Origin of the sequence: Trueperella sp. HMSC08B05 (assembly GCF_001808405.1) — a bacterium.
GTDB lineage: Bacteria > Actinomycetota > Actinomycetes > Actinomycetales > Actinomycetaceae > Trueperella > Trueperella bernardiae.
Genome location: NZ_KV793243.1, coordinates 1 through 26,016, shown reverse-complemented (window position 1 = coordinate 26,016; position 26,016 = coordinate 1). Strand labels below are relative to the sequence as shown.

Below are 26,016 nucleotides of genomic sequence, written 5' to 3'. Positions count from 1 at the left end.
CCCAAGGCTATCGAGGGCGTCCGACAAATCTGTTCGCGAATGCCTCGAGCAGGGACGGTTCGCCCGAGACGATGAGGACGTCCCCGTTGCCAATCGTCGTCTCCGGCGAGGCATACTCGAACGGTTGACCTGGGGATTTGACGCCAATTACGGTCACCCCGAAGCGCTCGCGCACGTTCGATTCTGCCAGCGAAAAACCCACCAGATCCCGCGGCGGGACCATCTTCACGATCGTGAACTGGTCCTCCATCTCGATGTAGTCGAGCATGCGGCCCGAGAGCATGTGTGCAACGCGCTGGCCGGCGTCGTACTCGGGGTAGACCACGTGGTGGGCACCGATGCGCTTGAGGATCGTGCCGTGCTCGCGCGAGGTGGCCTTGGCCCAGATGTCGGGGACGCCGATGTCGACCAGGTTGGCGGTGATGAGCACCGACGCCTCGAGCGCGCCAACACCCACGACGGCGACGCCGAAGTCCTCCGCCCCGAGCTGATGGAGCGCCTCGGCTGAGCGCGCGTCGGCCTCCACCACGTTGAAGCGATGGCTCCACTGCTGGGCGAGGTCGGAGTTTGTTTCGACGGCGAGGATCTCCTTGTCGAGCTTGTCGAGCGTGACGGCGATGGCCGAGCCGAAGCGGCCCAGGCCGATGACCAGGGTGGCGTTGTCCGCGTACGTGTTGGGCATGGGGTTCTCTTTCGCTTAGCCGATGATGGGGCGGTCTTCGGGGAGTCGGATGACGCGGCGGCGCGTGCGGAGGGCGAGTGCCGCCGCGAACGTCATGGTTCCGAGCCTGCCGAGGTACATGAGGAGGACGAGGATGAGCTTGGCCGAATCGGGCAGGTCGGCGGTGATGCCGGTGGACAGGCCGCAGGTGGCGAACGCCGAGATGACGTCGAACAGCACGCGCGAGAGCGGGAAGTCGGACTGCTGCAAGATGATGAGCGTGGACGTGCCAACCAGGAAGGCGCCGAGGAAGGCTGCGGAAATGGACAGGCGGATGACGTCCGGCGGGATGCGCTTGCCGAAGGCCTCCGTGTCGCGGTCACCGCGGGCCTCGGCAACAATGGCAAGCAGCAGCACGGCGAACGTGGTGACCTTGATGCCACCGCCCGTGGAGGCTGAGCCGGCGCCGATAAACATGAGCGCGTCCATGACGAACCACGTGGCCTCCGACAGGGAGCCGATATCCACGGTGGACATGCCCGACGAGCGCGGCGTCGTGCCCTGGAAGAAGGACGCAAGCACCTTCTCGTTCGTCGTCAAATCGGAAAACGCACCGTTCCACTCGAAGGCCGCCACCATGACGATGCCCGCCACCCATAGCGCTACGTAGGTGACCACGGTGATCTTCGTGTGGAGCGACCAGCGCTTGGGAGAGCGCAGGTTGTGTGCGATGTTGTGGATGACCGGGAAGCCGATCGCGCCGGCCACCGTGCCGAGGATAATGGGCAGGCTGATGGCCCAGTTGCCCACGAACGGTGTCAGGTCCGGGCCGATGATGACGAAGCCGGCGTTGTTGAACGTGGAGACCGCCATGAAGATCGAGTGCCCGAGCGCACCCAGGAATGTGCCGCGCTCTTCCATGATCGAGGGGAACATGACGGCCACGAGCAGGCCCTCGACCGTGAGGGAGGTGATGACCACGGACTGCAGGAGCGCGCCGACGTCGCCCAAGCGCGACTTGCGTTCGGAGGCCGCGAGGATGCGTTGGGTGAGGCCGATGTGGCGGGAGACGGCGCGGGCGAGGATGGAGGCGAGCGTCATGACGCCCCACCCGCCGATCTGCACTCCGATGACGACGACGACCTGCCCGAATCCCGTCCAGTGCGAGGCCGTGTCGACCACGGTCAGGCCTGTCACGCACACCGCGGACGTCGCTGTGAAAAGCGCCTCAATGAACGTGGCCGTGCCGGGTTCGACCGTGGCAAACGGCATGAGGAGGAGGGAGGTGATGATGAGGATGATGAAAGCGAAGACGAGCATGGCCAACCGCGCGGGCGAGTGCCGGGCGAGGTGATCGATGTGTTCGCGGAGGCGTGAGGCAAGGTGCCGCCGCTTCGCGGTGTGAACTTCGGCCATGTCACCTCCTCTTCTCCCTGCGTCAATCGTGCCACACGAGGCCGGCCCGTAATCAAGTTGCAGGGCCGGAGATCGGGTTAGAGCTGTGAAGATGCGGATTTGAGGTGTTTGGCGGGAGAAAATCCGGTATGGTGTGAAGCGAAGTTCTCACGGGCATTTGCCCACACGCACTATTTGAGCCTTTGGGCGATACAAGGACGGTCAAGGATGGCGCAGTTTCCAGCCTCGGCGCCGCAGTTTGTGACTGTGGCAGAAGTTGCCGAACTGGCGCGTGTTTCGCGCATGACGGTATACCGGATGGTTCATTCTGGCGAGCTTCCGGCTGTCCGGGTTGGGGGCTCGTACCGGGTTCCGGTGTCTGCGGTTGAGCAGCTTCTGTCCGGTGGCATGGACCAGGCTGAGACCCTGGGCGCATAAGCCATTTTTGTGTTTTGGCTGTCTGCTGTAGACTTTCTAAGTTCTATCTGGCGGGCCAACGATCGGAGGTAACCTATGGGTTCCGTTATTAAGAAGCGTCGCAAGCGTATGTCGAAGAAGAAGCACCGCAAGCTGCTTCGTAAGACGCGCCACCAGCGTCGTAACAAGAAGTAAGTCGGGTTTCCCGATTCGAGCCGGCCTGAGGGCCGGTTCTCTTGTCTCTACGACCACGGTCGTAGGCCATGTGTGGTGGGGAACCGCCCACCTAGATAGAATCGTTTAAGATTTAACGAAAGGTGGAGGGTGATGGCGAACTGGTTGACCGAGCCGGAGCAGAGAGCGTGGAGGTCCTTCCTCACGGGGCAGGCCCGCGTGTTGGAGGCCATTAATCAGGACATGGTCACCGATTCCGGCCTCACCCTCAACGAATACGAGGTGCTGGTGCGCCTGTCGGAGTCCCCGGAGCGCAGGCTGCGCATGTCGAATCTGGCCGAGCACCTGGTCCACTCCCGCTCCCGCTTGACACACACGGTCAAGCGCCTCGAGGGGGCGGGCTACGTTGAACGCACCCGATGTCCGGAGGACCGGCGCGGCATCGTGTGTCATCTGACGGAGTCGGGCTTTGCCAAGCTGGAGCAGGCCGCCCCCAGGCATGTGGATTCGGTGCGCAAGAACCTGGTGGATTGCCTCAGCACCGAAGAGTTCCTCCAGCTCGGCGAGCTGTTTGCCAAGATCGGCTCCTGTGAGGAGCCCGTGGCACAATAGTGCCCATGGATATTACGACCGTTCACCTGGTTCGCCACGGCGAAGTTCACAACCCCGAGGCCGTGCTGTACGGCCGCCGCCCTGGCTACCACCTGTCCGATCTGGGCCGGGAGATGGCCGACGAACTCGCCCTCGCCTTCGAGGACCACGACGTCCGTTGCGTCATCGCCTCCCCGCTCGAGCGTGCGGTGGAGACGGCCACCCCTACCGCGGAGCTATTCGGCCTTGAGATTGCCACGGACGCGCGCCTGATCGAGGCGGACAACATGTTTGAGGGCGTGCCGGTGAACAAGAACAGGTGGATTTTGGCCCACCCACGCTACTGGTCGTGGTACATCAATCCTTTTGAACCCTCCTGGGGCGAGCCCTACCTTGAGGTCATCGAGCGGATGTCGCAGGCGATCGCCCGCGGGATTGACCAGGCGCGCGGTGGTGAGGCCGTGCTCGTGTCCCATCAGCTGCCGATTTGGACGATGCGCCGCTTCATCGAGGGCAAGACCATCGCCTCCGACCCGCGCAAGCGCGAGTGTTCGCTGTGCTCGGTCACGTCGCTCACGTTCGCCGGCAAGCAGCTACTCTCCCTCGATTACTGGGAGCCGGTGGGCCATCTGCTCCACCGGGCCGCCGACATGGTGCCGGGCACGTCCGAGGCCGCCGAGCTTTCCTAGGCTCACGACGCCGTCCGAGCGGCCCGCGTCTAACGGTTGCCGTACAGGCCGCCCTCCTCGTGGTCCTCGTCCGGGCGCTTGTCGTCCTCCTCGGGCAGGCGGCCCTCTTCGCGCATGCGCTCTTCGTAGGCGCGGCGCCGGTTGCGGGCTTCGAGGCGGGCGAGGAACTCCGGGTCGTCGTCGGGAGCGACGGGGCCGCGCGGCTTTTGCGGGCGCGCGAACGGGCTCTGCCCGCCGAACGACGGCGAGGAGTAGCCGGAGGTGAAGATGTGCTGGTACTTGAAGTACAGCCAGATCAGTGCACCGAGCACGGGCACGAGCGCGATGAGAACCAGCCACAGCGGCTTGGAGATCTTGGCGGGCATGGAGGAAGAATCGGTGCGCGCGCAGTCGATGAACGTGTAGATGATCAGCGCGAGCCCGAAGATAATAGGCAATACTCTCAGCACAGCTTCACCCTAGTTCACTTTGATGTGGAACTGTAGCGCTCACGCCGTGAGCGAGATGATGAGGACGATGGCGTAGCACAGCTCGAACAGGCCGGTGTCGCGAAGGACAGGGATGAGATCGCGGCCGGCCGCGCCCTTCAACACTGGCGGGGTGAGGAGGATCGGGCCGAGCGCGATGGCGATCGCGCCCATGAGCACCGGCCAACTTCCAACCCCGATCATGACGGCGCAGGCCAGCGCCCCCACAAGCATGGCCACGTAGGCCCAGCGAGCCCGGTTATCGCCGAGGCGGACGGCGAGGGTGCGCTTGCCGGTTACGGAGTCGGTGGGGATGTCGCGGATGTTGTTGATCATGAGTAGCGCGCAGGCGATGAGCCCCACACCGGTGCCGGCCACCCACGCCATCCAGGGCGCCGTGCCGGTTTGGGTGTAGGTGGTGCCGACCGTGGCCATGTAGCCGAAGAAGATCATGACGAACACTTCGCCCAGGCCCATGTAGCCGTACGGGTGCTCGCCTCCGGTGTAGTACCAGGCGGCCAGGATCGCCGCGGCGCCGGCGCCAATGAGCCACCACTGGCCGCTCAGTGCTACGAGCGCGAGTCCGGCGGCCGCGCCGAGCGCGAAGCAGGTAAACGCCGCGGCCTTGACCACCGTGGGCGAGGTCTTGCCGCCGCCGGTGAGACGGGGCGGGCCACTGCGGACGTCGTCGGTGCCACGCACCCCGTCCGAGTAGTCGTTGGCGAAATTCACCCCGATCTGGAAGAAAAGTGCGATCCCGGCGGCGAGCAACGCGCGGGGCAGGGAAAAGCCGCCCTCGTGGATGGCGACTCCGGTGCCCGCCAGCACGGGCGCCACCGCCGCGGGGAGCGTGCGGATGCGCGCACCTTCGAGCCAATCATTGAGGGTTGCCATGTACCTGCCTTTCAGATCTGGTCATTCTACAGCCCGAGGTAGTCCTCGACGATATCGGCTAGCTTGCGCCGGTTGACCTTGCCCGAATCTGTCATCGGCAGGCCCCCGATGTCGGAAACGCCCACGACGTACGTGGGCGCCCAGCCCTCGCCAAGCTCGAGCTTGACCCAGCTGCGCATCACCGTAATATCGCAGCTTTGCGCGGCGTTGTCCGTGTCGTCGACGACGGCGACTACCGCTTCGCCCCACTCCAGGTGAGGCACCCCGACGACGACGGCCCGCCGGCCCGTCTTCGCTAGGGACTCCTCGATGAGCTGGGGCATGACGGTGAGCCCGCCGGTGGTGATGGCGTCGTCGATCCGGCCGAGGACCTCGAGCACACCGGCGCCTAGCCTCCCGGCGTCGCGGGTGAGGTGGGTGGCGGGGGAGCCGGGCGCGCGGAGGCGGCCGGGCGGGTCGAACGCGGCGTCGGTGCCCAGATAACAGGTGGCGACCGCGCTACCGCGCAGGGAGATGCGACCGTCGATGATCAAGATTTCGGTGTCGCCGATGGGGCGCCCGTCGTAGACGCAGCCGCCGCAGGTCTCGGTCATGCCATAAGAAGTGTGGACTTCCAGGCCGGTGGAGCGGGCGGCGCCGAGCAGGGCGGTGTCGGTGGCCGCACCTCCCACCAGCACGATCGCGCCGCGCACGGCCCCCGTCAGCTCGGGGGTGGCGAGGATCCGGCGCAGCTGGGTGGGGACCACGGAGAGGTAGGTGGGCACGCCGGGTGCGGTGTCGGGGTGGAGGGCGGCGCGGGTGGCGGCCGGGTCGGTGAGGCCCACGTAGGCCGGGCGGAAGGCTGCCGCGCGCTCCGGGGTGGCCCCGGCGGCGAGCGCCTCGAGCTCGGCGAGCGCGCTGCGGGCCACGGTCTGGAAGCCGGCGATGTGGTCGAGGGGAAGCTGGCAGGCCCAGCGGCCGGGCCCGCCGAAAGCGGCGTGCGTGGCGCGCGCGGACGCGGTGAGGGAGTCCCAGGAGATGGCAACGATTTTGCCCTGCCCGGTGGTGGAGCCGGACGTGCGCATGAGCAGGCCCGTGCCGTCGGGGATAGGAAATCCCGCCGCCTCGAAGCCCCCCACCTCGGCGACCACCGCGTCCCGATCCGTCCCGGGCGCGACCACGAACAGCGGCTCGGGGACGCCACCGGCGAGCCACGTGCGCAAGGCGGGCAGGACGGCGTCGTGAACGCGGGCAAGGGCGGAGGCGCCGCGACCGCCGTCGATGATCTTCATCCCTCTATCGTTGCCGCGCGGGCGGCGCACTTCAAATCGCGGCGCTCACCAGGCCATGCCGCGGCGGGCGATCGAGAAGCTGGAGGCGAACAGGCACAGCGTCACGGTGCCGACCAGCACCAGCGTGCCGAACGTGCCCAGCCACATGAGCGCGCCGATCCCGGTGCCACGCGAGAGCAGGGTGGCGCCGAGGGCGAGGGTGCCGATGGGGAAGGTCAGCGCCCACCAGCCCGGCGCGAACGGCATGCGGCCGATAAACCCGCGGACGGTCATCACCGTGGCCCACGCCACCAGCGGTACGCCGATCACCAGCATGAAGTACCCATAGGCGTTGGCCACGTCCTGTGCGCTGCCCGCGTAGTCGGGGAGCAGCATGTAGGTGGACTGCAGGGCCACCGACTGGGCGGCCGCCGTCGACTGCCCTACCATGCCGAGCGGAATCCAGGCGCTTGCGCTCGCGGCCAACGGCAACGGCTCCACCCGCCAATGGTGGCGGTAAGCGGTGGCGAACACGGCCACGCCCAGGAAGAGGGAGAGGAAGAAGGAGGCCGCGGAGGTCGTTAGCAGCCAGAACTGGAACGTCTCTGACACGTGCGGCACGAGTCCGGCGCCCGTGGTTGAGGCGACCATCGGCCCGACCACGGCCAGGCCCCACACCGTAGTCGGCGCGCCAAGGTCCTTGCCCACCAGTCGCGTCGCGAAGCCGAGCGCCGTGATGATGCCGATTGTAGCGCCGACGATCCAGGTGACGGTGTCGATGTGCCAGGCGGCGTCGGTCAGGTGCGGCCAGTGCGCGGGCACGATCGTGGCGGTGGCCGAGCCGACCGAGAGGATGCCCATCGACACGGTGCCCCACATCGGGGTCTGCGTGGAGTCGCGCAACGTGATCGAGAACGCGTCGCGCGAAAGCGAGATCCGCACGATGTAGCCCACGATCAGCGTGACGAGCACCGCCCAGGCGATCGCGAGAACGACGACGGCGGCCGCGCCCGCACCCGGCAAATGGTCCGAGTGGGTCTGGAGCAGGTTGGCTAGGATGCCCGTGCCCATGGCGGCCGGGAACCAGGCCGGGCCGATGGGAGGGAGCTTGGGGGCCGGCGTCGTAGACGGCGCGGGCACAGGGGTGTGCGTGGGGGCGTGCGTGGAAGACTGTTTCGCGTTCACCCTTCCAGGGTGCTCCTCCAACAGGTTGTCTGAGAAGTAGTTGGTTGGCCGCGTCGCTCACAATGCGGGACGCAACCCCACGAGCAGGGGCGACGCGCGGGCGCGGGCGGTAGTGTGTGCGACATGACGAACCGATCTTGGAGCGTACTGGCTGCCGCGGTGGTCGCACTCGTGCCCACGGCGGCGCTCGTCGTCGATAACGTCGTCTACTATGTCTCGCCGCGGGTCGGGGATGAGACGCCGTGGCTCGTGTCGAACGCCCTGGTGACGGGCACGCCGGTCGCGATCGTTGCTCACGTCCTCTGGTTCCTCTGTGCTGCGGCAGTCTACCTCGCGATGCGCCGGGGAGGGGGCTGGGGATTCGAGAGCAGGGAACTACGCAGGCTTTAGCCCCACCCTCGCTTTCCTTAGCCCAATCATCGTGGGCGGCGCGGAGGAGCTCGCGAACGTTGGCATCATTGCACTGCTCTCGCGCCGTTACGGGCGCGGCTGGGGTTTCATCCTTGCCGTGTCGGCACTGGTACGCGGCGTCATCCACCTGCACCACGGGTCGCTGGCCATCCTGCTCGGCTTCCTTCCACTGTCAGTTTTCGCGGTGGCCTTCTTCCGCACGACGGCGATGGTGAGCCCCCTCGTGGTCGGGCACATGCTGTGGAACTATGTGGCGCAGGCGAACGGGGCGATCGGCCAGTCCCTCGCAAGAGAGATCTCTTACCCCCTCGTCACCTACCTGCTTCCGCTGGCAACGGTTGGCCTGCTCGTGATGGCGATCCTACGCTCCTGCGGTTGGCAAACGTCGCGCCTGCGAGAACCGTAGCGGCTCACGCATAAAACGGGAAGCTCGACCAGTCCGGGGCCCGCTTCTCCAGGAAGGCATCACGCCCCTCCTGCGCTTCTGCCGTCATGTAGGCCAGGCGGGTGGCTTCCCCGGCGAAGACCTGCTGGCCGGCCAGCCCGTCGTCGGCGAGGTTGAAGGCGAACTTCAGCATGCGCAGGGCCTGCGGGGACTTCGTGGACATGATGCGGGCGTACTCGAGCGCCTTGTCCTCCAGCTCGGCGTGGGGGACCGCCTCGTTGACCACGCCCCAGCGTTCGGCGTCGTGAGCCGAGTACTCGCGGGCGAGGAAGAAGATCTCGCGGGCGCGCTTGTCACCCACCTGCCGGGCAAGGAGCGCGGCGCCGTAACCGCCGTCGAAGGAGCCGACGTTGGCGTCCACCTGCATGAAACGCGCGTGCTCGATCGAGGCAAGTGAGAGGTCGCACAGCACGTTGAGCGAGTGCCCGCCGCCCGTGGCCCAACCGCTGATCGCGCCGATGAAGATCATGCCCGAAGTGCGCATGAGGCGCTGGACCTCGAGGATGTGCAGGCGCCCGGCGTGTGAGGTCTCGGCCCGGGTGGCGGCGTTGGCCGCGGCGTCGTCCTCCCCGCCATACTTGTAGCCGTCCCGGCCGCGAATGCGCTGGTCGCCACCGGAGCAAAATGCCCAACCGCCGTCCTTCGGGCTCGGGCCGTTGCCCGTGAGGATCACCGTGCCCACCTCTCCCGACAGCCGCGCGTGGTCGATCGCGCGGTAGAGCTGGTCGACCGTCTCGGGCCGGAACGCGTTGCGCACCTGTGGCCGGTTGAAAGCGATGCGGGCAACCGGGAGGTCGCGCTCGGCAACGGGGCGGTCGTCGTCGTACACGCGCTCGACGCCGCGGTGGTAGGTGATGTCGGCGTCGGGGAAGCCGGGCACGGCGCGCCAGCGACGCGGGTCGAAGATGTCGGAAACCTTGTGGGGCAGGGCAGTGATAGTCATGCCACCATTGTGCCTTATGGTGGAACGGTGAAGTTCTACGTCTACCGCCTTGCGCTCAAAAACCGCTTCCGGCGCCTCACTGAGCGCGACGGGCTGCTCGTCAAGGGCGAGCGCTGGGGCGAGGTGAGCCCGTTTTGGGATTACGACGCCGTGGAGTCGGCTCGCTGGCTGGCCGCCGGTGTCGAGGCCGCGGCCGGGCTGCCCGCCCCGTTGCGCGGCGCCGTGCCGGTCAACGAGACCATCCCGGCAGTGGATGCGGAGGTAGCCTACGCGTTGGCCGCGGCGTCGAGCTGCGCCACGTTCAAGGTGAAGATCGCTGATCACGCGGGCGCGCTTGCCGAGGACCTGGCGCGGTTGGAGGCCGTGCGGGCCGCGCAACCGGCGGCGAAGATCCGGGTGGACGCGAATGCTGCGTGGGACGTTGACACGGCCGTAGCCCAGATCCGGCAGATGGACCGTGCCGCCGGGAGACTCGAATACGTCGAGCAGCCCTGCCCTGGCGTGGAGGATTTGGCGAAGGTGCGCCGGCGCGTGGACGTGCCAATCGCCGCCGACGAATCCATCCGCCGCGGCGCCGACCCCCTCGAGGTGGTGCGCCGCGAGGCCGCCGACGTGGCCGTCCTCAAGAACCAGCCGCTTGGGGGCGTGCGCGCCGCGCTTGCGCTCGCCGAGGCGCTCGCCATGCCGGTGGTTGTCTCCTCTGCGCTCGAAAGCTCGGTGGGCCTGCGCGCCGGACTCGCCTTCGCCGCCGCCCTGCCCGAGCTGCCGCACGCCTGCGGGCTTGCCACCACGCGGCTCTTCGTGGACGACGTCGTGGCCGAGCCGCTCGCGCCCAAGGGCGGGCAGATCGCGGTGCGCGACGTCGTTCCCGACCCGGCGCGCAGCCTACCCGTGGGGGCCGAGTTGGCCTGCGCCTGGGAACGGCGGCTAGCACAGATGTGGGAGGTGGCCGAGGGGGCAGGGCATGTGCGCGGCGAATACGAATTCATGGGAGGGCTAGCGTGAACGAGCAGGTAGAGGCGTCAACGCGGATGGCGCGCGAGATCGTGGCCGAACTGGTACGCCAGGGGGTGCGGCGCTTCGTGCTGTGCCCCGGATCGCGGTCGGCACCGCTCGCGTACGCGCTCGCGGACGCCGAGGCCGCCGGCGTGGTCGAGCTCCACGTGGAGACCGACGAGCGGGTGGCAGGCTTCGTGGCCCTGGGCTCGGGGCTCGCGGGGCAGGTGGCGGCGGTGGTCACGACGTCGGGCTCGGCCGTTGCGAACCTGCACCCGGCGGTGGAGGAGGCGCGGTATGCGGGCGTGCCGCTCATCGTGCTCGCCGCGGACCGGCCGCACGAGCGGCGAGGCGTGCGGGCCTCCCAGACCGCCGACCACCGCGGCGTGCTCGAGGGCTCCGTGCGCTTCGTGGCCGAGATCGCGGCCGACGCGCCGGCCCTACGCGGGCAGGTGGTGCGGGCAGCCCGGGCTGCGACGCGCCAGGCCGGGCCTGTGCTCATCAACGTGGCCTTCCGCGAACCGCTCATGCCGGGCGGGCCGTGGGAGAGCGTTGCCGAGGACTGCGGGCGCGCGGGCGCGGGTGACCTTGGCGAGGGCGGTGTGGGCGAGGGCCTGGGCGCTGGTCGGCGGACGGTCGTCGTTGCCGGGCCGTCGAGTAGGTCGAACCCGCTGTACGCGCGGGAGCTGCCAGACCTGGGCGGGGTGCCGATCCTCGCCGAGCCGACCTCCGAGCTGCGCGGGCACCCGAACGCCGTGGCCGCCCACCCGCTCCTGTTGCGCACTGGGCTGGGGGAGCGGATCGAGCGAGTGGTGGTGCTTGGGCATCCCACCCTCACGCGCGACGTGTCAGTCTTGCTTTCCGCCGGCGAGGTCTACGCTGTGGACGAGGCCGTCGGTTACACGGACGTGGCCGGGATCGCGGAGGTCGTGGAGCTTGCCGACGTGCCCGGGCTCGTGGCGGGCTCGCCTGATTTGTGGCTGGCCGAGTGGCAGGAGGCCTCCCATTGCGCCGAGGTGGCGATCGAGGAAGCGCTGGCGGAGGCCGGGATGTCGACGCCGGCGATCGCGCGGTCCCTCACCGAATCGCCGGTGCCCACCCACCTGGCCGCGTCCACCATCATCCGCGAGGTCAACCTCTATGGGCGTGCGCCGGCCGGGCCGCTGTACGCCAACCGGGGGCTTGCCGGCATCGACGGCACGATGTCCACCGCCATCGGCACCGCGCTCGCCACGGGTCAGCCCACCCGTGTGGTGGTCGGCGACCTCGCCTTCATCCACGACGCCACCTCGCTCGTGGCCACCGCGAGGCAGGCCGGGCCGAGGCTCGACGTCGTCGTCATCGACGATCACGGCGGCTCGCTGTTCTCCACGCTCGAATACGGGGCCGGGCCCGAAGAGGCCTACGATCGAGTGTTCCGCACCGAGAAGCGCCTGGACGTGGAGGCGTTCGCGCGGGCCGTGGGGGCGCAATACGTGCGCGTGCGGGAGATGGCGGAGCTGCGGGAGGCGCTGGCAGGGCAGTTCGGGGTGCGGATCGTGCACATCGACGCCGGGCGCGTGCCCATGGCCGCCGAACGTGCCGCCCGCCAGGGCCTGGCCGAGCGAGTGCTCGCCGCACTGGGGAGTTAGGCGGATGGCCGGCTAGGAGGAGGCGGTGTCTGGCCGGCAAACGCCGCCGATAATCTGGCCCGGCGGGTCTCGTTCGCGCCTGGCTCCGGGTGTGCCCGGCGTAAATCGTGAATCTGAGATCGACCTGGTGCCTATGGGAATCGGTAGCCGGTATTTTCACGAGTTCTGTCGGAGGGGCCCTGGAACTGGGTGCCCGGCGCCGGCCCGGGCGCCGGTAATCCGCCGGGCAATCTAGCCCCAGAGGGAGGCGACGGGGAGTGCGGCGAGGCGATCGCCGAGGAGACGCCCGCGGCTGTCTGTGGTGAGGACATATCCGGCGATGAAGCGCTCGCCCAGCTGATCACGCAACCACGTCAGGTGCTTGTAATCGACAGTCCCAACAGAGGACGCTGCCTTGACTTCCAAGGCGATGACGCGGCCGTCGTCGAGTTCAATGACCAGGTCGATTTCGCGGCCGTCCGGGCTGCGGTAGTGGAAGAGCTCCCATTCCTCCGAGGACCAGGTCTTCTGGCGAAGCAACTCGCTTGCCACGAATGCCTCCAGCATCCCGCCGAACGCCTGGCCTCGAACGAGGTCCTTGAGCGTGGCCGGTTTTGCGCCGGTGAGCCACATGCCAAGGCCGGGGTCGCTGATGACGACCTTGTGGCGGCCCACCTCACGCTTGAGCAGATTGGGTGTCCACGGCGGCAAGAGGTCCACGAGGAACAGCCCTTCGAGCAGGCGCAGGTACTGCGCGGCAGTGCTTGCCGGAATGCTGAGCTCATTGGCCAAACGGCCGATAACCACCTCCGATCCTTGCACAGCAGAAAGCGTGCGAAGCAACGCCATCACCTGCTCTGGGCGCTGGATCTTCGATAGGTCCTGGATATCCCGTGAGGTCACGCGGGTGGTGTACGACCTCATCCACGTTTGTCTCATCCGCTCTGGAAGGTGTTGCGCTTCTGGCATGGAGCCGCGGGATATCGCGTCGACGTAATCGCTACGGGTCAGCGGCGAGGTCTCGCCTGCGGGGTTGAGCCTGCCGAGCGTGCGCGAAACGAAGTCATCCCGCATGCCGCTCAGCTCTCCCTGGCTAAAGCCGCGCATCTGCAAGCTGGCCACTCGGCCGGCCAGGCTGTCCGCGGCGGCAGTACCCGTCGTCAGCTGAGAGCTACCAGTAATCAGAAAGCGGCCGGGTCTGCGGTAGCGATCGATCTCGGCCTTCAGCGAGAGAATGAGCTCGGGCACCCGTTGAAACTCGTCAATGACCAGCATGCCGCCGGGGTTCTGAGCAAGAAAACCCCTGGGATCATCGAGAGCGACGCTTCGAGTTTCCGGGTCGTCCATCGTGAAGCTCGCAACTGACGTGCCGGCTGACGCCAACTCCTCGGAAACCTGCTGGGTGAGCGTCGACTTTCCCACCTGCCGTGCACCCAGAACCTCGACAGCCGGGAAATGATCCGTCAGCTGCCGGAGGAGGGGTGCTGAATTCCTTGGGATAATAGCGCTCATGCAGGTCATCCTAGGTACTATTCGCTTGGGCGTCTAGGCATTTCTGTTGATTGGTGGCAAGGTGCTCTGTGGTTTGGTGGCAATATGCTATGTGCTTTGGTGGCAAGGTGCTCTGTGATTTAGTGGCTGGGTCCAGCCGGCGGCCGGTGTGGGTAACTGGTGAGTCTGGGGCCGGAAGGGGCGTTTTTACTGACGAGACTTCTCAGGTTCACCTGTTGTCTACGGACGAGCCGGCGCGGAGGCGCGCCCGGGCCGGAACTCCCAGCCAAGTTTCAGGAATTCTTCACTCTTTGAAAAGATTAAAGATGGAATCTGTTCCTATAGCCGGCATCCCGGCGTTGGAAAGGAGAACGAATGAACGAGCATGAGGAACGCGGCCCCGCCGACGACACATCGGCCCCCCAGGGCGCGAACCCGGTAGCAGGTAAACCTGAAATATCGCCGGCGCAGACCCTGGCTGAGACCCCGGTCGAGGATGAGAGCGGAGCGCGCACGGAGTCGGCGCCCGCGGCATCGTCGCACGAGGAGGGCCCGGCGCCCATGATGCCGGCGCAGGAGGAGCGCCCGGCACGGGCAGAGGAGGGCCCGGCGCCCGCCGAGCAGACGCATGACGCCGCCCCGACTTTCCGCCCGACGCCGGCGGCAGACCAGCGTCCCTCGCCCATGCCAGCTCCGGTATCTGGCCAGGTGCCGAATAACCCGGAGCGCGTGCCGGGTGCGGGTGCCGGCGTCGTCCCGGGAGCTCCCGAGCACCCCAAGGTGTATCGCAGCTCGGAGGCAGGAGTGCCCCGCCCGGCAGAACAGCCGGCGCAGACGGTTTCTCAGGGGCAGGCCGGCCAGGCGGCGCGGCCTACACAGTCGGGACAACCGGCTCCGCAGGCGCAGCTCAGCCAGCCCGCCGGCTCGAGCCATCCGACGCAGCCGTTGCAGCCGACCCGGCCCACCCAGCCGTTGCCTGTGGCCGGCGGTTTCGCCAGCCCGAACGGCCCGTCGGGCTACGGCCCGCAGCCAGGCCAGCCCGGCAACCCGAACCAGCCGGGCCACCCCGGCCAACCCGGCTCCGGCCAGGCCCCTGCGTGGGCCACACCTCAGCCGGCGAAGAAGCGCCGCCGCGGCCCGGGTTGGATGGCCCTCATCGCGGTAGGCCTCATCGCCTCACTGCTGGGTGGATCAATCGGAGTGGGTGTGGTGTCGGCACGGTGGGGTACGGCCCGCCCGGCGGCGATGCCGACGTCGACAACGTCGGGAGTAACCGAGACGGTCTCGAACGTGGATGGCACGGACTGGCAGGCGGTGGCTGCAGCGGTTAGCAACGCGGTGGTCTCGATTAACGTGAGTGGCGCGAAGGGTGACACTGCCGGATCGGGCTTCATTATTGACGAAGACGGCCACATCATTACGAACGACCACGTGGTCTCGGGCGCGGACCAGGTCTACGTCACGCTCTCCGATTCCCGGGTCTACCAGGCGGAGATCGTCGGCACTGACGCGGCGACCGACCTCGCGGTCATCAAACTGGTCAACCCGCCGAAGGACCTCACCGTGGCCCGCTTCGGTGATTCCTCGGCCCTCAAGGTTGGCCAGCCCGTGGCCGCGATCGGCAACCCGCTCGGCCTGTCTTCGACCATGACCACCGGCATCATCTCCGCCCTCGACCGCCCGGTCCAGACCGTCAGCGAGTCCAGCCCGGCGTCGGCTACGCGCGTGGTGACGAACGCTGTCCAGATCGACGCGGCGGTCAACCCCGGCAACTCGGGCGGCCCGGTCTTCGATTCGAGCGGCGCGGTGATCGGCGTCGCCTCCTCGATCGCCACCCTGTCCGGGAGCGAGTCCAGCCAGTCCGGCTCGATCGGCCTGGGCTTCGCGATCCCGATCAATCTCGCCAAGACCATCGCCAATCAGCTGATCAACAACGGCGTGGCCGAGCACGCATTCCTGGGCGTGAGCATTGTCGACGGCGTCGGCCAGGCTGACGGCACGAACTGGAAGGGTGCAAAGATCGGCCGGGTGGAGCCCGGCACGCCGGCCGCGGAGGCGAACCTGCAGGAGGGCGACGTGATCCTCAAGATCGGCGACCGCGATGTCGCCTCGGCGCTCGCGCTCACGGGTTACGTGCGTCAGTTCAGTTCCGGCGACGTCGTCACCCTGCTCGTGGCCCGCAACGGGGAGTTGGTGAACGTGGACGTCACGCTCGCCACCCGCGCCGACCAGAACTAACGTCCCGCCCTGCGGCAGCCGCGGCTACCGCCCACAGGGCCTTACCCTCCGAGTGCGCCGAGCACGGGAGCAAGCTTCGCTTCCGTCTCGGCGTATTCGGCGTCCGGGTCGGAGTCGGCCATGATGCCGCCGCCGGCCCACGCGATTGCCTGCCGCCCCTCGATCCGGGCGCAGCGCAGCGCGATGCACCATTCGCCCCCGCGGGTGTCCATCCACCCCACGGGCGCGCCATAGCGGTCGCGGTCGATACCTTCTATTTCTGCGATCGTGTCGAGCGCGCGCAACGTGGGCGTGCCGCCGAGCGCCGCCGTCGGGTGAAGCGCGCCCGCCACCTGCAACGACGTCGCCTCAATCTCCAACTCCGCCCGCACCTGTGTGGCCAGGTGCAACACGTTGGGCAGGGTGAGCACCTCGGTGGGCGCCACCTCCACCCGGCCGAGCTTTTCCAGCTTCTCCACCACGGACTCCACGGCCAGCCGGTGCTCGCAGGCGTCCTTCGCCGAATCCAGCAGCGCCTGCACGTCCGCCTCGCCGCGGGGGAGCGTGCCGGCCAGCACCTTGACCTCCACCTCGCGCCCCGTGCCCGCGGCCAGCAGCTCCGGGGTGGCCCCCACCAGTCCGTCCACCGCGAACGTCCAGCACTGCGGGTAGGCCGCCGCCAGCCGTGCCACCACGTAGCGTTCGTCGATCTCGCGTTCGGCCTCCACCTGCAGCTCGCGCGCCAGCACCACCTTGCGCACGCTCCCCGCCGCGATCCGCTCCTGGATCCGCGTCACCTTGTCGCGGTAAACCGCCACATCGACGTCGTCGGCGCGCACCTTCCCGTGGCTGGCGTAGCTTCCCGACGACGGCCGAAGCGCGGCGTCCACCAGCGCCAGGGCATCCGGGGTGAGGGTGTCGAAGACGTCAAGGTCGGCGGGGCCGATGAAGGTTAGCCAACCGACCTCTCCGTCGAATCCCACCACCACTTGGGGCACGATGAGCGCAGAACCGACGGGCGAATCGGCGGCGAAGGCGAACGAGCCCATGCTCACAAGCCCGGTGCCGGGGCGGAGAAGCGTGTCACGAATCTCTGCGGCCTGCACCACCTCGATCCACCACTGCGAGGCGAGCGCGAAGCGGGTGCCCGCCCCGTCGCGCCCGTGGTCGTAACGGGCGGCCTCGCCTGCGGCAATGAAGCCGCGCCCGTCCTTCAGCCACGCGAGCGCGCCAGCCGACGCGGGCATGAGCTCGGTCAAAACCGGGGGCGTAGGCAGGGCGGTTGTCTGGGCTCGCAGGTGTGGAATGGTAAACACGAATAACGATCTTACGTGCCAAGATGGTTAAATGCAGTCATGAAACGAGCCACTCTGGAGAAGGTCCCGGCGGACGTCGCAGCGATGTTTGACCAGGTGTCCTCCAAATACGACCGCACCAACTTCATCCTCACCTTCGGCCTCATCGACGTGTGGAGAGTCGCCACCCGTGAGGCGATCGCGCCCGGCCCCGGCATGTCTATCCTCGACATCGCCGCAGGCACGGGCTCCTCGTCGGTCACGTATGCAACCGCGGGGGCCGACGTCGTCGCCTCCGACATCTCCGAGGGAATGATGGAGAAGGGGCGCCTGCGTCACCCCGAACTGAAGTTCGTCCAGGCCGACGCCACGAACCTGCCGTTCGAGGACGATTCCTTCGACGTCACCACCATTTCTTACGGACTTCGCAACGTCAACGATCCGGATAAGGCTCTGCGCGAGATGTTGCGCGTGACGAAGCCGGGCGGCAAGCTCGTGGTGACCGAATTTTCACGGCCCACCTTCGCGCCCTTCCGCCGCGCCTACCGCTTCTTCCTGGCCGACGTGCTGCCCACCATCGCCTTCGCGGTTTCGTCCGACGCCGAGGCCTACGACTACCTCGTGGAGTCGATCCTGTCCTGGCCGCGCCAGGAGGTTTTTGCGAAGCGGATCCAAGAGGCCGGGTGGAGCGAAGTGGAGTATCGCAACCTGTCGAACGGGGTCGTGGCCTTGCATCGTGCGACCAAGCCGATCGAGCGTTGATGGGCCACCTATTTGCGCAAGTCAACTGTGCTGTTAATACCCGCACCATAATTTTTCAAGCCCCTAACAGTTGCGTAGACTTGGGCCGTTATGGCGAGATTTCGTGCTCGCCGGCGAAAGGTGGTGGCTATGAGGGAGCATGCTGACGTGATCGTCGTCGGCGGTGGTCCTGCCGGAGCAGCCACCGCACACTACCTCGCACAAAACGGTATCGACGTGCTCGTGCTGGAAAAGGCAACCTTCCCGCGTGACAAGATCTGTGGCGACGGGCTGACCCCGCGCGCGGTGTCAGAACTCATCCGCATGGGCATCTCCCTGCCCGAGGAGGAGGGCTGGGTGCGCAACTACGGCGTGCGCGCGTATGGCGCCGGCCACATGATCGAGGTGCCCTGGCCCGAGCTGGCCTCCATGCCTTCATGGGGGAGCGCCAACCGGCGCGTGGACTTCGACCACATGCTCATCCGCCACGCCGTGGCCTCCGGGGCCCGCCTGCGCGAGGGCGTCACGGTCACAGGCCCGCTCATCCACGAGCCCTCCGGCCGCGTCGTGGGCGTCACCGCCCGCTCGAGTGCCGACCGCAAGAAGGAGATGACCTTCTCCGCCCGCTTCGTGGTCGACGCCGGGGGAGTGGCCGCGCGGCTGTCAATCGCGGTGGGGCGGGAGAAGGACATGATGCGCCCGATGGGCGTGGCCTACCGCACCTACTTCGAATCCCCGCTGGCCAGCACCGACATGATGGAGTCCTGGCTGGAGCTGTGGGCGGGCAAGCCCGGTGAATCCGAGCAACTGCCCGGCTACGCGTGGGCGTTCGCCGTGGGGGACGGGCTCATCAACGTGGGGCTCGGCTCCCTGTCGTCCACCGCGAAGGCCACTGGCGTCGATCACCGCAAGGTCTTCCAGCAGTGGCTGGCCAACACCCCCGAGGAGTGGCAGATGAACGCCGACACCCAGCGCGGCCCGATCCGCGGCGCCGCGCTGCCCATGGCGTTCAACCGCAAGCCGCACTACGCGAGCGGGCTGGTGCTGGTGGGCGACGCGGGCGGCATGGTCTCGCCCTTCAATGGAGAGGGCATCGGGCCCGCGCTACTGGCGGGCCGCCTGGCCGCCGACTCGATCGCCCAGGCCCTGACCCACGGCCCTCTCGGTGCCCAAGACCGGGTGATGGCCGAATACCCGCGCCAGCTGGGCGCCGAGCTCGGCGGCTACTACACGTTGGGACGGGTCTTCGCCGCGCTCATCGAGCGCCCTGAGATCATGCACCTGTGCGTCAAGTACGGCCTGCCGCGCTCCACGCTCATGACCCTGGTGATGAAGCTCCTGTCCGATTCATATGATCGCCACGACGGGGATTGGATGGATCGTCTCATCACGGCGCTGTCGAAGGCGGTGCCGCGCGCATGAGCACATTTTTTCGTGGGCAAAACTGTAAAGTGAGAAGTGGTGCACACATGAGCGCCCACTTTTCGAAGATGAAAGAACATGTGGAGGACTGATGTATTCGTATGTTCCGCTTCTCGTGATGATCATTGCCGGTGGCGTGGTCGCGGTTGCCGGCCTTTTGGTGTCGGCAATCATTGGCCCCAAGCGCTACAACCGCGTCAAGGTCGCGAACTACGAGTGCGGCCTTGAAGCCACCCCGAACGCGGGGCACGAGGGCCGCTTCCCGATCAAGTACTTCTTGACGGCCATGACTTTCATTATTTTCGACATCGAGGTGGTCTTTCTCTACCCGTGGGCGGTCTCGGCCGGCTACCTCGGGCTGGCGGGTGTCATCTCGATTGGCGTCTTTGTTTTCCTCATCACCGTCCCGTTCATTTACGAATGGCGTCGTGGCGGCCTGGAGTGGGAGTGAAATAAATGGGAATTGAAGAAAAGGCATCCGGCAAGCTCCTCACGGGTATCGAGGCCGTCGGCGGCTGGGCGCAGGCCCGTTCGCTTTGGCCCGTCACCATGGGCCTTGCCTGCTGCGCTATTGAGATGATGTCGTTCGGTGCCGTGCGCTACGACGCCTCGCGAATCGGCATGGAGGTCTTCCGCGCCTCGCCGCGTCACGCAGACCTCATGCTGGTCTCCGGCCGTGTGAGTCACAAGATGGCCCCGGTTGTGCGCAACATTTATGACGAGCTCGCCGAGCCCAAGTGGGTCATCTCGATGGGCGTGTGCGCCTCCTCGGGCGGCATGTTCAACAACTACGCCATCTTGCAGGGCATCGACCACCTCGTGCCGGTGGACGTGTACCTGCCAGGCTGCCCGCCGCGCCCGGAGATGCTGATCAACGCCATCTTCGAGCTGCGCAAGCACCACGTTGAGGGCCGCCCGATCGGCGAACACCGTAAGGAGATCGCGCGCAAGGCCGAGCAGGCCGCACTTGCTGCGATCCCCGTCGAAGAGAAGAAGGGACTGCTGGCGTGAGTGAACACGAAGGCGCTATGGTGCCAAACGCTGGGGCCGGTTCGGTCATCGCTACCCGCAAGGGTATGTGGGGCGTGAAGGATACGGGCGACACCACCGGCTTTACCGGGAACGAAGAGGTCGCCGTCATCGCCCCGCCGTCGTCGCGCCCGTACGGCGGCTGGTTCGACGAGGTGGTGGACATCATCATCGAGCTCGCCCAGGCTGACGGCCTGACCGAGCGTGACGTCATCGAGAAGATTTCGGTGGACCGCGGCCAGCTGGTCATCTTCATCAAGCGTGAGCGCCTGCCGCTCGTGGCGCGCTACCTGCGCGACGACCAGGACCTGCGCTTCGAAATGTGCCTCGGTGTCTCGGCCGTGCACTACCCGATGGACAAGGGCCGCGAGCTACACGCGTACTTCCCCTTCTTCTCCATCACCCACAATCGCATGATCGCCCTCGAGGTCACGTGCCCCGACGACGACCCGCACATGCCCTCCATCTGCTCCGTCTACCCGGGCGATGACTGGTCCGAGCGCGAGGCGTTCGACCTCATGGGCATCATCTTTGACGGGCACCCGGGTCTGACACGCTCGGCGATGCCCGACGACTGGGTCGGCCACCCGCAGCGCAAGGACTACCCGCTTGGCGGCATCCCGGTTGAGTACAAGGGCGCAGTTATTCCGCCGCCGGATACACGGAGGGAGTACAACTAATGAATTCCACATACGCGACCCGCGCAGCGACCGAAGAGTCGATGGAGAACGCCAAGATTTACGAGGCCGTGGGCGGGGATTGGGGCGATATCGCCAAGGACGCTGAGGAGCTGGGCGAAGAGCACATCGTCGTCAATCTCGGCCCGGTCCACCCCTCCACGCACGGCGTTTTGCGCGTCCAGGTTGAGCTTGACGGGGAGCGCGTGAACGAAGTTCGCGCCGCCACCGGCTTCCTCCACACCGGTATCGAGAAGAACATGGAGTACCGCACGTGGACCCAGGGCGTGGCGTTCTGCACGCGCATGGACTACGTGGCGCCGATCTTCCAGGAGGTCGGCTATTGCATGGCGGTGGAGAAGCTGCTCGGCATCGAGGATCAGATCCCCGAGCGCGCCCAGGCGATCCGCGTGCTGCTCATGGAACTCACCCGCATCAGCTCCCACATCGTGGGCATCGGCTCGGGCGGTAACGAGCTCGGCGCCACCACGATGCTGACGCTAACCTTCCGCCTGCGCGAGGACATCCTGCGCATCATGGAGGACATCACCGGCCTGCGCATGAACAACGAGTTCATCCGCCCCGGCGGCGTGATGGAGGAGCTGCCCGAAGGCGGCATCGACTACATCCGTGAACTGCTCCCCGGCATCCGTAACACGATCTCGGAGATGCAGGACCTGACGATGGCGAACCCGATCTTCTTGAAGCGCCACGTCGACGTCGCGGTCTCTCCGCTGTCGGCCCTCATGGCCCTGTCGATGACGGGCCCGTCGGTGCGCGCCGCTGGCGTGCCGTGGGACCTGCGCAAGACCCAGCCCTACTGCGGCTACGAGAAGTACGAGTTTGACGTGCCGGTGGCCGACAAGTGTGATGCGTACAACCGCATCAAGGTCAAGTTCGAGGAGTGCTACCAGTCGATCCGCATCATCTACCAGGTGCTGGACGAGCTGGAGAGGACCGCCGGCGATCCGGTGATGATTGACGACAAGAAGATCGCCTGGCCCGCGCAGCTCTCGATCGCTTCCGACGGCCAGGGCACCAGCCCCGAGCACGTGCGTCACATCATGACCGAGTCGATGGAATCCCTCATCCACCACTTCAAGCTGGTCACGGAGGGCTTCCGTGTACCGGCCGGCCAGGCCTACTCGATCATTGAGCACGCCAAGGGCGTGCTGGGCGTGCACCTGGTCTCCGATGGCGGCACGCGTCCCTACCGCGCGCACTTCCGCGATCCGGGCTACAACAACCTGCAGTCGCTGGCGCTCATGGCGGAGGGCGGCCTGCTGGCTGACCTCATCATCGCGCTGGCCGCCGTCGATCCCGTGATGGGAGGAGTGGACCGCTAATGGCTACGAATTACACGCCAGAAGTCGAGGCGCGTCTTCGCGCCGACGCCGCCGAGGTCATCTCGCGCTACCCGCAGTCGCGTTCGGCGATCATGCCGCTGCTGCACCTCGTGCAGTCCGAGGATGGTTTCTGCTCGCCGCGTGGCATCACGCTGGTCGCCGACATCCTGGGCCTGACCCGCGCGCAGGTGTCCGCGGTTGCCACCTTCTACTCGCAGTACCGGCGCCACCCCAACGGCGAATACAACGTGGGCGTTTGTACCAACGCGCTGTGCGCCGTCATGGGCGGCGACCAGATCTGGGAGGAGCTCACCGACTACGTCGGCGTGGGCCACGACCAGACCACGGAGGACGGCAAGATCACGCTCGAGCAGCTCGAGTGCAACGCGGGCTGCGACTACGCGCCCGTCGTCATGGTCAACTGGGAGTTCTTCGACAACCAGACCCCGGCGTCGGCGAAGCAGATCGTGGACGACATCCGTGCGGGCAGGGACATCCACCCCACGCGCGGCCCGGAGAAGGTGCACACCTTTAAGGAGATTTCCCGCGTGCTGGCCGGCTTCGAGGACGGCCATGTCGACGAGGGCCCGGCGGCCGGTGAGGCCTCGCTGCGCGGCCTGAAGATCGCCCGCGAGCACGGCTGGTCCGCGCCGAAGGCAGTGGAGGAGACGAAATGACTGAGTTTTCACCCGCAGGACCCCTCTCCCCGGTGCTGTCTGACACTTGGGACAAGGAGCGCTCCTGGACGCTCGAGACGTACCGGGCGAACGGCGGCTACCAGGCGATCAAGAAGGCCTGGGAGATGGCGAAGGAAGACGGCGCGATCACGAACGTGATCAAGGACTCCGGCCTGCGCGGCCGTGGCGGTGCAGGCTTCCCCACGGGCCTCAAATGGTCCTTCCTTCCCGCTCCCGACGGCGGCCCGCGCTACCTCGTGGTCAACGCTGACGAGTCGGAGCCGGGCACGTGTAAGGACATCCCGTTCCTCATGGCGAACCCGCACCTGCTGGTGGAGGGCATGATGATTTGCATGCTCGCCATCGGCGGCCACCACGGCTTTATCTACCTACGCGGCGAGGTCGTTCACGTCTATCGCCGCCTGCTCGCTGCCGTGCGCGAGGCCCGCGAGGCCGGGCTGCTGGGCAAGGGCCTGGGCCCGAACGGCGATTACGACCTGGACATCACGGTCCACGCCGGCGCCGGCGCCTACATCTGTGGTGAGGAGACCGCGTTGCTCGATTCGCTCGAGGGCTTCCGCGGCCAGCCGCGCCTGAAGCCCCCGTTCCCAGCGGTTGAGGGCCTGTATGCCCGCCCCACGGTAGTCAACAATGTCGAATCGATCGCCTCGGTTCCCGGCATCATCAACCACGGTGCTGACTGGTTCCAGGCGATGGGCGCCGATACGAAGAACTCCCGAGGTCACGGCATCTTTTCTCTGTCCGGCCACGTGAAGAACCCGGGTCAGTACGAGGCCCCGTTCGGCATCACGATGCGCGAGCTGCTGGAGATGGCCGGCGGCATCCGCGACGGCCACGAGCTGAAGTTCTACGCGGTGGGCGGTTCCTCGGCGCCGCTGTGCACGCCCGATCACCTGGACGTCCCGCTCGGGTACGACGAGGTGGCGGCCTCCGGTTCCATGCTCGCCACGCGCGCCATCCAGGTATTCGATGAGACCGTGTCGGTGGTCCGCGTCGTGTCGCGGTGGACCGACTTTTACCAGCACGAATCGTGCGGCAAGTGCACCCCGTGCCGTGAGGGCACGTACTGGATGCGCCAGCTCATGCACCGCTTCGAGGCTGGAAAGGCCCGCGAGGGCGAGATCGAGTTGCTGTACGAGATTGCCGACAACATTTTCGGACGTTCCTTCTGCGCGCTTGGCGACGCGGCGGCCACCCCGATCCGTTCTGCCATTGACCTGTTCCGGTCCGAGTTTGAGGCTGGCTACACGACGCCGGCCGCCGAGCTCTTCCCGCCTGAGAAGTCCGTCCTGTTCCGCGAAGTAGGTGTTCAATGACAACCACTGATCACGCACCCGTCGATCTTGTCACGATCAAGGTTGACGGCAAGGAGGTCTCCGTTCCGAAGGGGACGCTGATCATTCGCGCCGCCGAGAAGATCGGCGTGCACATCCCGCGTTTCTGTGACCACCCGCTATTGGCGCCCGCGGCGGCCTGCCGTCAGTGCCTCGTGGAGGTGGCTACCCCGAACCGTGAGGGCGTGGTGGCGAAGATGCCTAAGCCGCAGCCGGCGTGCGCGGTGACGGTGTCGCCGAACATGGAGGTCTTCACGGCCGCGTCCTCGCAGGTGGCGGAGAAGGCCCAGCACGGTGTCATGGAGTTCCTGCTCATCAACCACCCGATGGACTGCCCGGTGTGTGACAAGGGCGGCGAGTGCCCCCTGCAGAACCAGGCGATGACGGACGGCCGCGGGGAGTCGCGCTTCATTGACATCAAGCGCACCTATCCCAAGCCGATCTCGGTGTCCTCCCAGATCCTGCTTGATCGCGACCGTTGCATCCTGTGCCAACGTTGCACGCGTTTCTCCACGCAGATTGCGGGCGACGCCTTCATCCAGCTTCAGGGCCGCGGCGGCGGTTCGGCCGGGCGCGAGGTCCACGGCCTGCACGGCTCGCAGATCGGTAACTTCGACGCCTCGGTCCTCGACTTCGCGGTCGAGGGCGGCCACGCCCCGGACGTGCTCAACGATTACTCGGGCCCGGACGGCGATTCGGGCCGCGAGGTCGGCTTCTCGGCCGGCCCGGTGGCCGTGGGTGAGATGGACGTGACGGGCAAGCCGTTCTCCTCCTACTTCTCCGGCAACGTCATCCAGATCTGCCCGGTGGGCGCGCTGACGTCGGCGGCCTACCGCTTCCGCGCCCGCCCGTTCGACCTGGTCTCCGTGCCCTCGGTTACAGAGCACGACGCCTCCGGCTCCGCCATTCGCGTCGACTACCGCCGCGGTACCGTGGTGCGGCGCATGGCCCAGGAGGACATGGACGTCAACGAATCGTGGATCACGGACAAGGACCGCTTCGCCTTCCGCTGGCAGACCGGCCCGGATCGCCTCACCTACCCGCGCATCGCGGGGGAGGAGGGCCCGATCTCGTGGTTCGAGGCCCTTGAGGCCGCCGCCGATGGGCTGAATGCGGCGAAGGCCAAGGGCGTCGGCGTCATCACCGGCGGCCGCCTGGCCCTCGAGGATGCCTACGCGTATTCCAAGTTCGCCCGCGTGGCGCTCGGCACGAACGATATCGACTTCCGCACCCGCCGCGGCAGCGCCGAGGAGGACCAGTTCCTCGCGGCGCACGTGGCCGGCACCGAGCTCGGCGTCACCTACGCCGACATCGAGCATGCCGGGCACGTTCTCACGGTGGGCCTGGAGGCCGAGGACGAGATCGGCTCGGTCTTCTTGCGCCTTCGCAAGGGCGTTCTGGCGAAGACCACGGCGGTCACGGTGGTCTCCGCCTACAAGACGCTGGGCACGTCGAAGATGAACGCTCGCTTCCTGCCGGCGGTGCCGGGTACGGAGGCCGAGGTGCTCGACGCGATCGCCGCGGGCGGCGCTGAGGGCTTCGGCGAGGCGTTCGCTGATCTTTCCGCCGCCGGCTCCATCATCCTCGTGGGTGAGCGCGCGGCCGACCCCCCGGGCGCTCTGTCCGCAGCCGTCCGCC

The 26,016-nt window shown here is 67.1% G+C and carries 27 protein-coding genes; 18 read left to right on the top strand and 9 right to left on the bottom strand.

The window, feature by feature from the left end:
- Positions 1-7 precede the first annotated feature (7 nt).
- Positions 8-682, bottom strand: coding sequence for a potassium channel family protein (locus HMPREF3167_RS05480; RefSeq protein ID WP_062613348.1), 675 nt, complete (start codon positions 680-682; stop codon positions 8-10).
- Between the two features lie 15 nt (positions 683-697).
- Complete coding sequence (locus tag HMPREF3167_RS05475; protein ID WP_070445921.1) at positions 698-2,077, bottom strand: TrkH family potassium uptake protein; 1,380 nt, start codon at positions 2,075-2,077, stop codon at positions 698-700.
- A gap of 207 nt (positions 2,078-2,284) precedes the next feature.
- Between HMPREF3167_RS05475 and HMPREF3167_RS05470 the strand changes: the two genes are divergently transcribed.
- The 4 genes from HMPREF3167_RS05470 to HMPREF3167_RS05460 all read left to right on the top strand — a co-directional run bounded on the left by HMPREF3167_RS05470 (position 2,285) and on the right by HMPREF3167_RS05460 (position 3,927).
- Positions 2,285-2,494, top strand: a complete 210-nt coding sequence (locus HMPREF3167_RS05470) for a helix-turn-helix domain-containing protein (protein WP_062613352.1) — start codon at positions 2,285-2,287, stop codon at positions 2,492-2,494.
- 75 nt (positions 2,495-2,569) lie between these two features.
- Positions 2,570-2,668 carry a 30S ribosomal protein bS22 gene (locus HMPREF3167_RS09420; protein ID WP_005504750.1) on the top strand — a complete coding sequence of 33 codons (99 nt, stop codon included), beginning with the start codon at positions 2,570-2,572 and terminating at the stop codon, positions 2,666-2,668.
- Between the two features lie 132 nt (positions 2,669-2,800).
- A complete protein-coding gene (locus HMPREF3167_RS05465; RefSeq protein WP_062613353.1) occupies positions 2,801-3,259 on the top strand; it encodes a MarR family winged helix-turn-helix transcriptional regulator in 459 nt (152 codons plus the stop codon).
- A gap of 5 nt (positions 3,260-3,264) precedes the next feature.
- Positions 3,265-3,927, top strand: coding sequence for a histidine phosphatase family protein (locus HMPREF3167_RS05460; RefSeq protein ID WP_062613355.1), 663 nt, complete (start codon positions 3,265-3,267; stop codon positions 3,925-3,927).
- 29 nt (positions 3,928-3,956) lie between these two features.
- Here HMPREF3167_RS05460 and HMPREF3167_RS05455 read toward each other — a convergent pair whose 3' ends face one another.
- Genes HMPREF3167_RS05455 through HMPREF3167_RS05440 form a run of 4 tightly spaced genes read right to left on the bottom strand, consistent with a single transcriptional unit; the run spans position 3,957 to position 7,723 of the window.
- Positions 3,957-4,376 (bottom strand): PLD nuclease N-terminal domain-containing protein, encoded by a 420-nt coding sequence (locus HMPREF3167_RS05455; RefSeq protein WP_068538646.1) that lies wholly within the window; start codon positions 4,374-4,376, stop codon positions 3,957-3,959.
- A 39-nt stretch (positions 4,377-4,415) separates the two neighbouring features.
- Positions 4,416-5,288 carry a 1,4-dihydroxy-2-naphthoate polyprenyltransferase gene (locus HMPREF3167_RS05450; protein ID WP_062613358.1) on the bottom strand — a complete coding sequence of 291 codons (873 nt, stop codon included), beginning with the start codon at positions 5,286-5,288 and terminating at the stop codon, positions 4,416-4,418.
- A gap of 26 nt (positions 5,289-5,314) precedes the next feature.
- Positions 5,315-6,559, bottom strand: a complete 1,245-nt coding sequence (locus HMPREF3167_RS05445; RefSeq protein WP_070445918.1) for an AMP-binding protein — start codon at positions 6,557-6,559, stop codon at positions 5,315-5,317.
- Positions 6,560-6,604: 45 nt separating this feature from the next.
- Positions 6,605-7,723 carry a TDT family transporter gene (locus HMPREF3167_RS05440; protein ID WP_210382972.1) on the bottom strand — a complete coding sequence of 373 codons (1,119 nt, stop codon included), beginning with the start codon at positions 7,721-7,723 and terminating at the stop codon, positions 6,605-6,607.
- Between the two features lie 123 nt (positions 7,724-7,846).
- Between HMPREF3167_RS05440 and HMPREF3167_RS09835 the strand changes: the two genes are divergently transcribed.
- Positions 7,847-8,113 (top strand): hypothetical protein, encoded by a 267-nt coding sequence (locus HMPREF3167_RS09835; protein WP_143601983.1) that lies wholly within the window; start codon positions 7,847-7,849, stop codon positions 8,111-8,113.
- A complete protein-coding gene (locus tag HMPREF3167_RS05430; RefSeq protein WP_256359272.1) occupies positions 8,037-8,540 on the top strand; it encodes a CPBP family intramembrane glutamic endopeptidase in 504 nt (167 codons plus the stop codon). The genes HMPREF3167_RS09835 and HMPREF3167_RS05430 overlap by 77 nt, the downstream gene beginning before the upstream one ends.
- A 4-nt stretch (positions 8,541-8,544) precedes the next feature.
- On the opposite strand, the gene HMPREF3167_RS05425 is transcribed toward HMPREF3167_RS05430, so the two are convergent.
- Positions 8,545-9,522 (bottom strand): 1,4-dihydroxy-2-naphthoyl-CoA synthase, encoded by a 978-nt coding sequence (locus HMPREF3167_RS05425; RefSeq protein WP_082661138.1) that lies wholly within the window; start codon positions 9,520-9,522, stop codon positions 8,545-8,547.
- A gap of 27 nt (positions 9,523-9,549) precedes the next feature.
- Between HMPREF3167_RS05425 and HMPREF3167_RS05420 the strand changes: the two genes are divergently transcribed.
- Positions 9,550-10,527 carry an o-succinylbenzoate synthase gene (locus tag HMPREF3167_RS05420; protein ID WP_068538649.1) on the top strand — a complete coding sequence of 326 codons (978 nt, stop codon included), beginning with the start codon at positions 9,550-9,552 and terminating at the stop codon, positions 10,525-10,527.
- Positions 10,524-12,149: a 2-succinyl-5-enolpyruvyl-6-hydroxy-3-cyclohexene-1-carboxylic-acid synthase gene (gene menD, locus HMPREF3167_RS05415; RefSeq protein WP_070445912.1), complete on the top strand. Its 1,626-nt coding sequence runs from the start codon at positions 10,524-10,526 to the stop codon at positions 12,147-12,149. Before HMPREF3167_RS05420 ends, menD begins: the two co-directional genes overlap by 4 nt.
- Positions 12,150-12,380: 231 nt before the next feature.
- Here the strand turns inward: menD and HMPREF3167_RS05410 are convergent, their stop codons facing one another.
- Entirely contained in the window at positions 12,381-13,640 is a 1,260-nt protein-coding gene (locus tag HMPREF3167_RS05410; protein WP_068538651.1) for an ATP-binding protein, read from the bottom strand.
- A 354-nt stretch (positions 13,641-13,994) separates the two neighbouring features.
- Here HMPREF3167_RS05410 and HMPREF3167_RS05405 point away from each other — a divergent pair, with 354 nt between their 5' ends.
- Positions 13,995-15,857: a S1C family serine protease gene (locus tag HMPREF3167_RS05405; protein ID WP_244899224.1), complete on the top strand. Its 1,863-nt coding sequence runs from the start codon at positions 13,995-13,997 to the stop codon at positions 15,855-15,857.
- Between the two features lie 41 nt (positions 15,858-15,898).
- Here HMPREF3167_RS05405 and HMPREF3167_RS05400 read toward each other — a convergent pair whose 3' ends face one another.
- Complete coding sequence (locus HMPREF3167_RS05400) at positions 15,899-17,152, bottom strand: isochorismate synthase (RefSeq protein ID WP_068538653.1); 1,254 nt, start codon at positions 17,150-17,152, stop codon at positions 15,899-15,901.
- 39 nt (positions 17,153-17,191) lie between these two features.
- Here HMPREF3167_RS05400 and HMPREF3167_RS05395 point away from each other — a divergent pair, with 39 nt between their 5' ends.
- The 9 genes from HMPREF3167_RS05395 to HMPREF3167_RS05355 form a co-directional block, all read left to right on the top strand.
- Entirely contained in the window at positions 17,192-17,893 is a 702-nt protein-coding gene (locus HMPREF3167_RS05395; RefSeq protein WP_062613375.1) for a class I SAM-dependent methyltransferase, read from the top strand.
- A gap of 129 nt (positions 17,894-18,022) precedes the next feature.
- Complete coding sequence (locus HMPREF3167_RS05390; protein WP_062613377.1) at positions 18,023-19,294, top strand: geranylgeranyl reductase family protein; 1,272 nt, start codon at positions 18,023-18,025, stop codon at positions 19,292-19,294.
- Positions 19,295-19,385: 91 nt separating this feature from the next.
- Complete coding sequence (gene ndhC / locus HMPREF3167_RS05385) at positions 19,386-19,745, top strand: NADH-quinone oxidoreductase subunit A (RefSeq protein WP_062613379.1); 360 nt, start codon at positions 19,386-19,388, stop codon at positions 19,743-19,745.
- A gap of 5 nt (positions 19,746-19,750) precedes the next feature.
- A complete protein-coding gene (locus HMPREF3167_RS05380) occupies positions 19,751-20,305 on the top strand; it encodes an NADH-quinone oxidoreductase subunit B (RefSeq protein ID WP_062613381.1) in 555 nt (184 codons plus the stop codon).
- A 17-nt stretch (positions 20,306-20,322) separates the two neighbouring features.
- Positions 20,323-21,003 carry an NADH-quinone oxidoreductase subunit C gene (locus tag HMPREF3167_RS05375; protein ID WP_062613383.1) on the top strand — a complete coding sequence of 227 codons (681 nt, stop codon included), beginning with the start codon at positions 20,323-20,325 and terminating at the stop codon, positions 21,001-21,003.
- Positions 21,003-22,346, top strand: a complete 1,344-nt coding sequence (locus HMPREF3167_RS05370) for an NADH-quinone oxidoreductase subunit D (RefSeq protein ID WP_070445908.1) — start codon at positions 21,003-21,005, stop codon at positions 22,344-22,346. The genes HMPREF3167_RS05375 and HMPREF3167_RS05370 overlap by 1 nt, the downstream gene beginning before the upstream one ends.
- A complete protein-coding gene (nuoE, locus tag HMPREF3167_RS05365; RefSeq protein WP_070445905.1) occupies positions 22,346-23,023 on the top strand; it encodes an NADH-quinone oxidoreductase subunit NuoE in 678 nt (225 codons plus the stop codon). The genes HMPREF3167_RS05370 and nuoE overlap by 1 nt, the downstream gene beginning before the upstream one ends.
- Positions 23,020-24,360, top strand: a complete 1,341-nt coding sequence (gene nuoF / locus HMPREF3167_RS05360; protein ID WP_070445902.1) for an NADH-quinone oxidoreductase subunit NuoF — start codon at positions 23,020-23,022, stop codon at positions 24,358-24,360. The genes nuoE and nuoF overlap by 4 nt, the downstream gene beginning before the upstream one ends.
- Positions 24,357-26,016 (top strand): 2Fe-2S iron-sulfur cluster-binding protein (locus HMPREF3167_RS05355; RefSeq protein WP_148132396.1); only part of this gene is annotated, 1,660 nt, incomplete at its 3' end. The genes nuoF and HMPREF3167_RS05355, both read left to right, overlap by 4 nt.

Excerpts from the sequence above, each read along its gene's own strand:
- HMPREF3167_RS05480 (WP_062613348.1), bottom strand. The coding sequence starts at position 682 with ATGCCCAACACGTACGCGGACAACGCCACCCTGGTCATCGGCCTGGGC.
- HMPREF3167_RS05475 (WP_070445921.1), bottom strand. The coding sequence starts at position 2,077 with ATGGCCGAAGTTCACACCGCGAAGCGGCGGCACCTTGCCTCACGCCTC.
- HMPREF3167_RS05470 (WP_062613352.1), top strand. The coding sequence starts at position 2,285 with ATGGCGCAGTTTCCAGCCTCGGCGCCGCAGTTTGTGACTGTGGCAGAA.
- HMPREF3167_RS09420 (WP_005504750.1), top strand. The coding sequence starts at position 2,570 with ATGGGTTCCGTTATTAAGAAGCGTCGCAAGCGTATGTCGAAGAAGAAG.
- HMPREF3167_RS05465 (WP_062613353.1), top strand. The coding sequence starts at position 2,801 with ATGGCGAACTGGTTGACCGAGCCGGAGCAGAGAGCGTGGAGGTCCTTC.
- HMPREF3167_RS05460 (WP_062613355.1), top strand. The coding sequence starts at position 3,265 with ATGGATATTACGACCGTTCACCTGGTTCGCCACGGCGAAGTTCACAAC.
- HMPREF3167_RS05450 (WP_062613358.1), bottom strand. The coding sequence starts at position 5,288 with ATGGCAACCCTCAATGATTGGCTCGAAGGTGCGCGCATCCGCACGCTC.
- HMPREF3167_RS05445 (WP_070445918.1), bottom strand. The coding sequence starts at position 6,559 with ATGAAGATCATCGACGGCGGTCGCGGCGCCTCCGCCCTTGCCCGCGTT.
- HMPREF3167_RS09835 (WP_143601983.1), top strand. The coding sequence starts at position 7,847 with ATGACGAACCGATCTTGGAGCGTACTGGCTGCCGCGGTGGTCGCACTC.
- HMPREF3167_RS05425 (WP_082661138.1), bottom strand. The coding sequence starts at position 9,522 with ATGACTATCACTGCCCTGCCCCACAAGGTTTCCGACATCTTCGACCCG.
- HMPREF3167_RS05410 (WP_068538651.1), bottom strand. The coding sequence starts at position 13,640 with ATGAGCGCTATTATCCCAAGGAATTCAGCACCCCTCCTCCGGCAGCTG.
- HMPREF3167_RS05405 (WP_244899224.1), top strand. The coding sequence starts at position 13,995 with ATGAACGAGCATGAGGAACGCGGCCCCGCCGACGACACATCGGCCCCC.
- HMPREF3167_RS05395 (WP_062613375.1), top strand. The coding sequence starts at position 17,192 with ATGAAACGAGCCACTCTGGAGAAGGTCCCGGCGGACGTCGCAGCGATG.
- HMPREF3167_RS05390 (WP_062613377.1), top strand. The coding sequence starts at position 18,023 with ATGAGGGAGCATGCTGACGTGATCGTCGTCGGCGGTGGTCCTGCCGGA.
- ndhC (WP_062613379.1), top strand. The coding sequence starts at position 19,386 with ATGTATTCGTATGTTCCGCTTCTCGTGATGATCATTGCCGGTGGCGTG.
- HMPREF3167_RS05380 (WP_062613381.1), top strand. The coding sequence starts at position 19,751 with ATGGGAATTGAAGAAAAGGCATCCGGCAAGCTCCTCACGGGTATCGAG.
- HMPREF3167_RS05375 (WP_062613383.1), top strand. The coding sequence starts at position 20,323 with ATGGTGCCAAACGCTGGGGCCGGTTCGGTCATCGCTACCCGCAAGGGT.
- HMPREF3167_RS05370 (WP_070445908.1), top strand. The coding sequence starts at position 21,003 with ATGAATTCCACATACGCGACCCGCGCAGCGACCGAAGAGTCGATGGAG.
- nuoE (WP_070445905.1), top strand. The coding sequence starts at position 22,346 with ATGGCTACGAATTACACGCCAGAAGTCGAGGCGCGTCTTCGCGCCGAC.
- nuoF (WP_070445902.1), top strand. The coding sequence starts at position 23,020 with ATGACTGAGTTTTCACCCGCAGGACCCCTCTCCCCGGTGCTGTCTGAC.